The 10109-nt window shown below is 56.6% G+C and carries 12 protein-coding genes; 9 read left to right on the forward strand and 3 right to left on the reverse strand.

Annotation, left to right across the window (positions count from 1 at the left end):
- Positions 1–71 precede the first annotated feature (71 nt).
- The 3 genes from ACR3E6_RS10225 to ACR3E6_RS10235 all read right to left on the reverse strand — a co-directional run bounded on the left by ACR3E6_RS10225 (position 72) and on the right by ACR3E6_RS10235 (position 1958).
- On the reverse strand, positions 72–1133 hold the full coding sequence (locus tag ACR3E6_RS10225; RefSeq protein WP_480486994.1) for a YeeE/YedE family protein: 1062 nt from the start codon (positions 1131–1133) through the stop codon (positions 72–74).
- 41 nt (positions 1134–1174) lie between these two features.
- Positions 1175–1483, reverse strand: coding sequence for an ArsR/SmtB family transcription factor (locus ACR3E6_RS10230; protein ID WP_152459831.1), 309 nt, complete (start codon positions 1481–1483; stop codon positions 1175–1177).
- Between the two features lie 100 nt (positions 1484–1583).
- Positions 1584–1958, reverse strand: coding sequence for a thioredoxin domain-containing protein (locus ACR3E6_RS10235; protein WP_171724379.1), 375 nt, complete (start codon positions 1956–1958; stop codon positions 1584–1586).
- 80 nt (positions 1959–2038) lie between these two features.
- Here ACR3E6_RS10235 and ACR3E6_RS10240 point away from each other — a divergent pair, with 80 nt between their 5' ends.
- From ACR3E6_RS10240 to ACR3E6_RS10280, 9 genes are all read left to right on the forward strand, one after another.
- A complete protein-coding gene (locus tag ACR3E6_RS10240; protein WP_171724378.1) occupies positions 2039–2779 on the forward strand; it encodes a cytochrome c biogenesis CcdA family protein in 741 nt (246 codons plus the stop codon).
- A gap of 14 nt (positions 2780–2793) precedes the next feature.
- Positions 2794–3372 (forward strand): thioredoxin family protein, encoded by a 579-nt coding sequence (locus tag ACR3E6_RS10245; protein WP_480486996.1) that lies wholly within the window; start codon positions 2794–2796, stop codon positions 3370–3372.
- Positions 3373–3503: 131 nt separating this feature from the next.
- Complete coding sequence (soxX, locus tag ACR3E6_RS10250) at positions 3504–3980, forward strand: sulfur oxidation c-type cytochrome SoxX (protein ID WP_209547046.1); 477 nt, start codon at positions 3504–3506, stop codon at positions 3978–3980.
- A gap of 46 nt (positions 3981–4026) precedes the next feature.
- Complete coding sequence (soxY, locus tag ACR3E6_RS10255) at positions 4027–4443, forward strand: thiosulfate oxidation carrier protein SoxY (RefSeq protein WP_209547049.1); 417 nt, start codon at positions 4027–4029, stop codon at positions 4441–4443.
- Positions 4444–4479: 36 nt separating this feature from the next.
- Positions 4480–4809: a thiosulfate oxidation carrier complex protein SoxZ gene (soxZ, locus tag ACR3E6_RS10260; protein ID WP_171724376.1), complete on the forward strand. Its 330-nt coding sequence runs from the start codon at positions 4480–4482 to the stop codon at positions 4807–4809.
- A 70-nt stretch (positions 4810–4879) separates the two neighbouring features.
- Positions 4880–5725, forward strand: coding sequence for a sulfur oxidation c-type cytochrome SoxA (soxA, locus tag ACR3E6_RS10265; protein WP_171638145.1), 846 nt, complete (start codon positions 4880–4882; stop codon positions 5723–5725).
- Between the two features lie 88 nt (positions 5726–5813).
- On the forward strand, positions 5814–7511 hold the full coding sequence (soxB, locus tag ACR3E6_RS10270) for a thiosulfohydrolase SoxB (RefSeq protein WP_171638143.1): 1698 nt from the start codon (positions 5814–5816) through the stop codon (positions 7509–7511).
- 24 nt (positions 7512–7535) lie between these two features.
- Complete coding sequence (soxC, locus tag ACR3E6_RS10275) at positions 7536–8798, forward strand: sulfite dehydrogenase (protein ID WP_152457374.1); 1263 nt, start codon at positions 7536–7538, stop codon at positions 8796–8798.
- On the forward strand, positions 8782–10107 hold the full coding sequence (locus ACR3E6_RS10280) for a c-type cytochrome (protein ID WP_480486998.1): 1326 nt from the start codon (positions 8782–8784) through the stop codon (positions 10105–10107). The genes soxC and ACR3E6_RS10280 overlap by 17 nt, the downstream gene beginning before the upstream one ends.
- The last annotated feature ends 2 nt before the right edge of the window (positions 10108–10109 follow it).

Below are 10109 nucleotides of genomic sequence, written 5' to 3' on the forward strand. Positions count from 1 at the left end.
CTGACCAATCAAGTGGGGCTGATCAGCGCGACCGACACCTTTTTGGCATAAGGCATGGTGGTGTTAAGAACTCAGCGCTCGGTAATGAAGGACAGTCCGGACACGAGCTGTCTCAATCCAAGCGCCGCGCCCGCAAAGATCGCGGCGAATGTCACCGGCGCGCTGTAGGCCAGAAGTGAAAAGGCAGATATGCCTTGTCCGACGCTGCAACCGACTGCGATGATCGCTCCGGGGCCCATGATCGCCGCGCCCAGCATCTGCCGTTTCAATTCGCGTGGATCTTCGCAGGCTTCCCAGCGAAAATGACCCTTTGACCAAGACCCCAAAAACGCGCCGATCAGAACGCCCGAGACTGATCCGACGGCAAAAGACAAAGTGTTTCCGGACGCTGTCATCAAGTAGAATATCGTGTCACCCAAGGGTGCAGCGAAGGTATGGGTTTGCACCGGCTCACCGTCAAAGCCGTGGGTCGCTACCCAGTTCGTGCCAAGCCAGCCCGAGACGATCGCCAGTCCAACCACAGATCCCCAGAACACCTGCGCTGGCTTACGGCGGAACTGCTGGTTCGCCATAGCGAAGACCACCAAAATAACACCGACGGCAGAACCAACGAGCCACGCCGGAACAGAGGTCAATCGTTCGGCAAGAAAGCTGACGCTTTGGGGGGCACTGATATCCATTTCTACAGGAAACAGCCAAACCCGCAGATATGCCAGGGGGCCGGACATTACGACATACGCCGAAAGTCCCATGATCAGAACGATGACGAAGGATCGAAGGTCGCCACCTCCCAGCCTTGCCAGCGCCCCATAACCGCAGTTCCCGCTGATGGCCATTCCATAACCGAACATGAGGCCGCCCACGATCGAACCGATCGGGTTCCAGGTCTGGGCAAGGTAGCGTGTTCCGACCGGGTCAAGCCACCCGAACGCCATGGCGGCATGGCTTCCAACAATGGCGACGCCAATCGCAACCGCCCACATGCGAAGTCGCCGATCATCGCCTGCGTAAAGGAAGTCTTCGATGGCACCCAACGTGCAAAAGCGACCGATGCGTGCAGCCAGCCCCAAAGCGATGCCCCCAATCAAACCGATCAGAGCAACGGCATTTGCGTCTCCCAATGCTTCGAACATTGCCAGTCTCCTCCCAAAGCTGGCGGCGTCTTGACCGGCTTCTACGTCTCCCGGCAGAAAAGATCGTAAACGACTTCCAGTATTTGCGTCGAACGATCATCAGCCAATCTGTAATAAATTGTCTTACCCTCGCGCCGTGTTTTGACCAAGCCTTCAAAGCGCAGTCGGGATAATTGTTGGGATACGGCGGCCTGTCTCGCCGACAGCATCTCTTCCATCTGGGTGACGGACTTTTCACCCGATGACAGATAGCACAAGATCATCAGACGCCCCTCGTGGCTGATGGCCTTCAGGAAGTTTGATGCCGTCTGGGCATTCTCCATCATTCGGTCCAGATCTTCTGCACACATGTCCTTTGTGAACACCGGCAGTTTCGATGGTTTGTCCAAAAGGATCGCCTCGCTTTCTCAGCTTCACGCATTCAAAACAGTTTATGTAATTTGCCACCGATTAGCCAGAGGTCTCAACCTGTACCCCTGCGTCACGTAGCATCACGCCCAACAACCCCCAGAAAAAGTCTTCGCCGGGGTAGCCTTCGATCCGGCCGACTTCTTGGCCGTTGTCCAACAAAACAAAGGTCGGAGTGTAGTGGAGAGGTCGTTTTAGGGTGATCCCATCCGGCAGGGTTTCATGGATGTCGACACGCCGAAGCGGGGCGGCATTTCCTTCCTGTGTTTTCGGGTAGATCCCCGAGATTTCGGAATCCCATCGGGCACACCACATGCACCCATCTTCTTCGGCCATCAGAAGCGTCATTTCAGCCCGTAAAGCCAAAGGCGAAACAAGCAACGTGACCGCAAGCACAAGCAGGAAAAGGTGGCGCATCTCAAGCTCCGATTGACCGCAGCGTTATATCTTTATTACTTTGAATGTATGAATGATAGCGTGCCAGGACGGGTTTGACCATGCTCGACATCACTTTTGCAGGGGCTTTGGTCGCAGGGGTGTTGTCATTTCTTTCCCCGTGCATCCTGCCGATTGTGCCGTTTTACCTCAGTTACCTGGCGGGTGTCGGGATGGAGCAGATTTCTGCAAGTTCAGTCATTTCCGGCAACGTTCGCCGCAGGGCAACGCTTTCTGCAATCGCTTTTGCAGCAGGGATCATAACGATTTTTATGGCGCTTGGAGCCACGGCTTCGATATTCGGTCAAATGATCCGCGAATACTTCGATATCCTTCGATGGATTGCCGCGGCCATCATCATGGCGATGGGCTTGCATTTCCTGGGGCTGATTCGCATCGGATTCCTGTATCGCCAGTTTCAGGCGGATGTCGGTGAAACATCTAACCTGAGCCTGATTGGTGCGTATGTTCTGGGACTGGCATTTGCTTTTGGCTGGACGCCCTGTGTCGGGCCCGTGCTTGCTGCAATTCTGTTTACGGCGGCCGGAACCGAGACGGCTTGGCGCGGTGCGATGCTTCTGTTCGTTTACGGGGCGGGAATGACTGCCCCCTTTGTTCTGGCGGCCTTTTTGGTGCGCCCCTTCATGCAGTGGATGGCGCGGTTCAGAAAGCATTTACCCCTGATCGAGAAGGCCATGGGCTGTCTGTTGATTCTGTTCGGCGCTCTGATCGCAACCAACTCGATCAATCGCGTGGCCCAATGGATGCTGGACCATATGCCCTGGCTTGCGGCCATCGGATAATACGGGAGGAAAACATGAAGCGAACATTGTCAGTTTTGATGGCATGCATAGTGGGCGTGGCGGTTTCCGCCGCCGAGCTTGGCGACGACGGGTTGCATAAAACACCGTGGATGCGCGACACGTTCAAAGACCTTCGCGAGGATCTTGAAGAAGCGTCAGATGAAGGCAAGCGCCTGGTTTTGTTTATCGAGCAACAGGGCTGCATCTATTGCAAGAAAATGCACGAAGAGGTTTTCCCCCAGCCCGACCTTGCGGCGTACATCGAAGAGAATTTCTTTGTCGTCCAACTGGATCTGCACGGAAGCACCACGGCCACCGACTTTGACGGGGAAGAGAGCGAGCAAAGAGCGTTGATGCGCAAATGGGGGATTCTGTTTACGCCGACCCTTGTATTTCTGTCGGAAGAGGTTCCCGAGGACGCCACCGCCATTGATGCAGCGGTTGCAGTCATGCCGGGGGCGTTTTCGAAGGGAACAACTTTGGATCTGTTCACCTGGGTCTTTGAAAAGCGGTACGAACTTGAAAATGGTGAAGATTTTCAGCGCTACCACGCACGGCGCATTCAGGAGCGAAACAATGTTTCACAAGACTGAGGTCCGGGGATATAAATAAAAAAATTCATTGTAATGAATTTAATGTTGCGACAGACCGCCCTCGTCGACTACGGTACACAAATGCTTTGGGTCGCAAAGCGCCGTCGGCGTGTTAGCAAATGGGAGGGATCATGAAGCTGAGACTCTTAACATTGGTCTGCGCAATGACAGGGGGTGCCGCGTTTGCCGCGGATACCGACCCGAAAAACGTAACCTATGGTGAATATGGTGCCGTAGAGGTCTCGTTGACCGGCGCAGCCGGTGACGCGGCAAATGGCGCGCTGATCGTTGGCGACAAGTCAAAAGGCAATTGCGTGGCGTGCCATGCGGTCTCGGCTTTGGCCGATATTCCGTTCCATGGCGAGGTTGGCCCGGCACTGGATGGTGCCGGTGATCGTTGGTCCGAAGCCGAGCTTCGCGGATTGGTTGCAAACGCGAAAAGGACGTTCGAAGGCACGGTGATGCCGGCATTCTACAAGGATGACGGCTATATCCGCCCGGGCGACGCCTATACCGGCAAAGCCCCGACCGAGCCCCTGACGTCGATCCTGACAGCGCAGGAAATCGAAGACGTGGTCGCGTTTCTTGCAACCCTGAAAGAGGAATAGTCGCGCTTCGATAGCGTGATTGTCGAAGATTCAAAGGAGATTGAAAATGGAACTCTCTCGCCGCGAAACTCTGGCCCTTGGGCTGGGCGCCGCGTTCCTGACAATGATGCCGTTTCGTGCAAATGCGGCCGCTAAGGATGCGATTGCCGCGTTTACCGGTGGGGCGGATGTGGCTGACGGCGGTGTTACACTGACGGCACCTGAAATCGCCGAAAACGGAAACACCGTACCGATCGAAGTAAGCGCCCCGGGTGCGGCGTCGATTCTGATCGTTGCAGCAGGCAACCCCGAACCGGGCGTCGCAACGTTCAACTTTGGCCCGCTGGCTGCTGAACAGGCTGCCTCAACTCGTATCCGCCTTGCCGGAACGCAGGATGTCATTGCCGTGGCGAAGATGGCAGATGGCAGCTTTGCCAAGGCATCCGCGACCGTGAAAGTGACAATCGGCGGCTGCGGCGGCTGATAGCCACGCGCGCCTCGAAGAACAGGAGACTAACCAATGGCATCCGGTGTGAAACCCCGCGTCAAGGTTCCGAAGAAAGCCGCAGTTGGCGAAACCGTCACGATCAAGACATTGATCAGCCACAAGATGGAAAGCGGTCAGCGCAAGGACAAAGAAGGCAACGTCATACCTCGATCGATCATCAACCGTTTCACCTGTGAGTTTAACGGCGAAATGGTGGTCGATGTGACGATGGAGCCGGCAATCTCAACTAACCCGTATTTCCAGTTTGAGGCAACCGTGCCCGAGGCAGGTGAGTTCGTGTTCACCTGGTACGATGACGACGGCTCTGTCTACGACGAGAAGAAATCGATCGAGATCGCCTGACGGCTCGACCAATAAGGCAGATCAGCGCCGGACATGACGTTTGGCGCTGGTCCACCAAGGGAGGAACGTAATGAATACAAAGGCATTAACGGCGATCGCGGCAGTTCTGGTTTTCCCAGTGGCAGCATTGGCCGGACCTGACGAAGACAATCTTGTGATCAATGACGAGCTGGACATGACCTCGGTCACCGAAGCGCCGGCGCATCTGGAAAACCTGGACACGATCTATTCCGGTTGGCATTTCCGTACGGATGAAACCCAGGCCCTTCAGATTGATGATTTCGACAATCCGGCGATGATCTTCGTCGACCAGGCTGCCGACCTTTTTGAGACAGTCGATGGGGCTGCCGGCAAAAGCTGTGCCTCTTGCCACGACGGGGTGGAAAGCTTCAAGGGATTGCAGGCTTCCATGCCGAAGGTTGATGCCGAAACCGGCAAGCTGGTGGTCATGGAAGATCTGATCAACGCGTGCCGGACCGAGCACATGGAGGCCGATGCCTGGAAATGGTCCGGCGGCGATATGCAGGGCATGGTCGCTTTGATCGGCCTACAGTCACGCGGGATGCCCATGAACGTTGCCATTGACGGTGACGCCGCCCCGTATTGGGAACAGGGCAAGGAAATGTACTATACGCGCTATGGCCAGTTAGAGCTGAGCTGTGCCAACTGTCATGAAGACAATTGGGGCAATATGATCCGGGCAGATCACCTGAGCCAGGGAATGATCAATGGGTTCCCGACGTATCGTTTGAAACAGGCCAAGCTGATTTCGCGACACAATCGTTTCCGCGGTTGTATTCGTGATACGCGGGCGGAAACCTTTGCCGAAGGTTCAGACGAATTTCGTGCGCTGGAGCTTTATGTTGCCTCGCGTGGCAACGGGCTTTCAGTCGAAACTCCGGCCGTACGCCAGTAACAACAGGCCCGCGTAGGAAGTGTCCAGCGCGGGTTTTTCCGTTAGTTTGACATTCATACATTTATATGTGAAACAGGAAAGCCGAAAGATGATTTCTCGACGTGACTTCTTGCAGGTTTCAATGGCGGCATCGGCTCTGTACGGGGCATCCGGGTTTGGCAATTGGGCCAGGCTTTCCGCACAGCAAAGTCTGACGCAGGATCAGCTGCTGGAGTTTGAGACCTTTGGCAATATCAGCCTGATCCATGTCACCGACATTCACGCACAACTCAAACCGATATACTTCCGTGAACCCGAGATAAACCTGGGTATCGGTGAGGCAAAGGGGCAGATGCCGCATGTCACGGGGGCCGCGTTCCGCAAGGCCTACGGGATCGAAGATGGCAGCTCGTCGGCCTATGCGCTGACCTACGACGACTTTTCAGCCTTGGCAAAGACCTACGGTCGGGTTGGTGGTTTGGACCGGGTTTCGACGGTGATCAATGCCATCCGTGCGGACCGGCCCGATGCCCTGCTTTTGGATGGCGGCGATACCTGGCACGGGTCTTACACCTGTTACCAGACGGCTGGTCAGGACATGGTCAATGTCATGAACGCGCTGAAACCTGATGCAATGACCTTCCATTGGGAGTTCACGCTGGGCAGCGACAGAGTCAACGAAATCGTCGAAGGGCTGCCCTTTGCCGCCTTGGGTCAGAACATCTTTGATGCCGAATGGGATGAACCTGCGGAACTGTTCAAGCCCTACAAGTTCTTTGACCGGGGAGGTGCAAAGGTTGCCGTGATCGGACAGGCGTTCCCTTACATGCCAATCGCGAACCCGGGTTGGATGTTCCCTGAATACTCTTTCGGCATTCGGGACGAAAACATGCAGGCCGTGGTGGACGAGGTTCGCGATGCCGGTGCCGATGTCGTCGTCGTCCTCAGCCATAACGGCTTTGACGTGGACAAGAAAATGGCAGGCCGGGTGGAGGGGGTCGACGTGATCCTCAGTGGCCACACCCATGATGCGTTGCCCGAGCCGGTTCTGGTGGGCAAAACGCATATCATCGCGTCCGGCTCGAACGGCAAGTTCGTCAGCCGCGTGGATCTGGATGTGCGGGATGGGCAGTTGATGGGGTTGAAGCACAAGCTGATCCCGATCTTCTCTGATGTTATCGCTCCGGATCCTGCGATCACCGCCCTGATAGATGAGCAGCGCGCGCCCTATGAGGCGACGCTCAGTGAAGTGATCGGCAAAACGGACTCGTTGCTCTATCGTCGCGGCAATTTCAACGGAACCTGGGATGACCTGATCTGTGATGCCCTGCTTAAGGAGCGGGAGGCAGACATTGCCATGTCCCCCGGTGTTCGTTGGGGGCCGTCGATCCTGCCGGGGCAGGAGATCACGCGCGAGGACATCTGGAACGTCACTTCGATGTCGTATCCGAATGCCTATCGCACGGAAATGACGGGTGAATTCATCCATGTGATCCTTGAGGATGTTGGCGACAACCTGTTCAATCCCGATCCCTACTACCAGCAGGGCGGGGATATGGTCCGTGTCGGTGGGCTGGGTTACCGCATCGATGTGACCAAGCCGCAAGGGCAGCGGATCAGCGAGATGACCCTGCTGAAGACGGGTGAAGCGATTGATCCGTCGAAAACCTATGTCGTGGCCGGCTGGGCCAGCGTCAACGAAGGCACCGAGGGCCCGCCGATCTGGGATGTCGTCGAAAACCACATTCGCAACCTTGGAACCGTAACGGTGCAAGAGAACACCAGCGTCGATGTCGTCGGCGTCTAAGAAACAGATGGAGACCTAAGAGATATGGATGACGCGTTCAAACCGTCCCGCCGGGCCTTCCTGAAAGGCAGTGCTGCGGTCGCCGCGGGGTCAGTTGCAGGTGCGGCAGTGGCAGAAACGCCCGACCCCCTGATAACAGAGCTTCAGGATTGGGCATCGTACACGGGTGCAGGCGTTGACGAGACACCCTATGGCATGCCGATCAGCTATGAATCCCATGTCGTGCGCCGCAATGTGGAGTGGCTGACCGCCTCTCCGATTTCGTCGATCAACTTCACGCCGATCCACGCGCTTGATGGTACAATCACACCCCAGGGCTGCGCCTTTGAACGGCACCACTCGGGCGCAATCGAGCTGCGCAAGGAAGACTATCGGCTGATGATAAACGGTCTGGTCGATCGCCCGCTTGTCTTTACGTATGACGACATCGAACGTTTCCCGCGCGAAAACCACGTGTATTTCTGCGAATGCGCAGCGAACACCGGGATGGAGTGGGCGGGTGCGCAGCTCAACGGCGTGCAATTCACCCATGGTATGATCCACAACATGGAATACACCGGTGTTCCGCTGCGCACGCTGTTGCAAGAGGCCGGCGCCGATATCTCGCCCGACAAATGGGTCTATGTCGAGGGCGCGGACGCGTCGTCCAATGGCCGCTCCATTCCGATGGAAAAAGCGCTGGATGATGTGTTGGTGGCCTTCAAAGCAAATGGCGAGGCCCTGCGGATGGAACATGGCTATCCTGTGCGCCTGGTCGTGCCAGGCTGGGAAGGCAACATGTGGGTCAAATGGCTGCGCAGGATCGAGGTCGTCGACAGGGCGGTCGAAAGCCGCGAAGAAACATCAAAGTACACCGATGTTTATGCTGATGGCACGGCCCAGAAATGGACTTGGGTGATGGATGCGAAATCCGTCATAACCTCGCCCAGCCCGCAAATGCCGATCAAACATGGGCCCGGGCCGCTGGTGATTTCAGGGCTTGCATGGTCAGGCCACGGACAGATTACCCGTGTCGATGTATCCAAGGACGGCGGCATCACGTGGGAGACGGCACGCCTTGGCAAGCAGGGCGACACCAAGGCTTTGACACGTTTCTATCTCGACACGAATTGGGACGGGGCGCCCATGCTCCTACAGGCCCGAGCAATGGATGAGACCGGCTATGTACAGCCAACCAAAGACCAGCTGCGCGAAAAGCGCGGCGAGAACTCGGTCTATCACAACAACTGTATCCAGACGTGGTACGTAAGCGCAGAGGGGATCGCCGAGAATGTCGAAGTCTCTTAGCCATGTTTTCCTGCCCGTATTCGGCGGCACAGCGTTACTGCTTGCGGGGGCGTTGGTGTTCGCCAACCGAAACTTCGGCCAACTGAAGATCGAAACTTTGGAAACCCGGATTGGTCAGGTTGAGGCCCACGCAGCAGCCGCACAGGAAAAAGCGAAGTCAGAAGCCGAACGAGCAGCCCAGCTTGAGCTCAAAGTCCAGGAAATTCAGGCCGCCGCAGCGGAACGGGTTGCGAATGGCGCGAACCTGACCGCACCTGCGCCCAGCCGCGAGGGCACCTATGGGCTTGGACGGCCTGCGCTGGAGGAAGAGATCGCGGCCTGGGACGTTGACGTTTTGCCGGACGGGCGGGGCTTGCCTGTCGGATCGGGCGACGTTTGGACCGGCGAAGAAGTGTTTGCCGACCGCTGTGCGTCATGTCACGGAGAGTTTGCCGAAGGTGTGGACAACTGGCCCGTTCTTGCCGGTGGGTTCGATACGCTTGCAAACGAAGATCCCGTCAAGACCGTCGGGTCCTACTGGCCGCATTTGTCTACTGCCTGGGACTACATTTCCCGATCCATGCCATTTGGCGAGGCGGGCACTTTGACCGCGGATGAGACCTATGCGATTGTTGCCTACATCCTGTATTCAAATGATTTGGTGGATGACGATTTCGAACTGAGCAACGAAAACTTCGCCGAATTCGAGATGTACAACAAAGACGGTTTTGTCGTCGATACGCGACCCGAGACCGAGTACGCTGAATGGCGCAAAGAGCCTTGCATGGAAAACTGCAAGGCAGAGGCTGCTGTCACGATGCGTTCCGTTTTTCTGGTCGAGACGCCGCCCGAAGGTGGGTCGAACTCGGCGATGAATGATGCCACCGTTGAGGGGTTGCCGACATTCACTGCGGACGGCCCGTCGTTCATTCCGGCAGCGGCACCCAAGCCCGAGGAAAAAGCCGCCGCGGAGCCAGCCGTTCAAGAGGCCGAAAAGACCGACGAAGCAACGGAACTGGTTGCCGCCGGAGCGAAAGTCTTCAAGAAGTGCAAAGCCTGCCATCAGGTGGGTGAAGGTGCAAAGCACGGCACCGGGCCGGCGTTGAACGGAATTGTCGGGGCCAATGCAGGATCGGTCGAGGGGTTCAAATACTCCAAGGCGATGAAAGCCGCATCCGAGGCCGGCCTAGTTTGGACGGATGAGGAAATGGCGGCCTTCCTGACGAAACCCAAGGATTACATGAAGGGCACGCGAATGTCTTTTGCGGGGCTCACGAAGCCAGACGACGTTGAGGCCGTGATTGTCTACCTCAAATCGTTTGGAAGCTGATC

It is taken from the genome of Ruegeria sp. AL3 (assembly GCF_056536065.1).

What these genes read in the sequence shown, in the direction of transcription:
- ACR3E6_RS10225 (WP_480486994.1), bottom strand. Translation starts at nt 1,133, where the DNA reads ATGTTCGAAGCATTGGGAGACGCAAATGCCGTTGCTCTGATCGGTTTG.
- ACR3E6_RS10230 (WP_152459831.1), bottom strand. Translation starts at nt 1,483, where the DNA reads ATGTGTGCAGAAGATCTGGACCGAATGATGGAGAATGCCCAGACGGCA.
- ACR3E6_RS10235 (WP_171724379.1), bottom strand. Translation starts at nt 1,958, where the DNA reads ATGCGCCACCTTTTCCTGCTTGTGCTTGCGGTCACGTTGCTTGTTTCG.
- ACR3E6_RS10240 (WP_171724378.1), top strand. Translation starts at nt 2,039, where the DNA reads ATGCTCGACATCACTTTTGCAGGGGCTTTGGTCGCAGGGGTGTTGTCA.
- ACR3E6_RS10245 (WP_480486996.1), top strand. Translation starts at nt 2,794, where the DNA reads ATGAAGCGAACATTGTCAGTTTTGATGGCATGCATAGTGGGCGTGGCG.
- soxX (WP_209547046.1), top strand. Translation starts at nt 3,504, where the DNA reads ATGAAGCTGAGACTCTTAACATTGGTCTGCGCAATGACAGGGGGTGCC.
- soxY (WP_209547049.1), top strand. Translation starts at nt 4,027, where the DNA reads ATGGAACTCTCTCGCCGCGAAACTCTGGCCCTTGGGCTGGGCGCCGCG.
- soxZ (WP_171724376.1), top strand. Translation starts at nt 4,480, where the DNA reads ATGGCATCCGGTGTGAAACCCCGCGTCAAGGTTCCGAAGAAAGCCGCA.
- soxA (WP_171638145.1), top strand. Translation starts at nt 4,880, where the DNA reads ATGAATACAAAGGCATTAACGGCGATCGCGGCAGTTCTGGTTTTCCCA.
- soxB (WP_171638143.1), top strand. Translation starts at nt 5,814, where the DNA reads ATGATTTCTCGACGTGACTTCTTGCAGGTTTCAATGGCGGCATCGGCT.
- soxC (WP_152457374.1), top strand. Translation starts at nt 7,536, where the DNA reads ATGGATGACGCGTTCAAACCGTCCCGCCGGGCCTTCCTGAAAGGCAGT.
- ACR3E6_RS10280 (WP_480486998.1), top strand. Translation starts at nt 8,782, where the DNA reads ATGTCGAAGTCTCTTAGCCATGTTTTCCTGCCCGTATTCGGCGGCACA.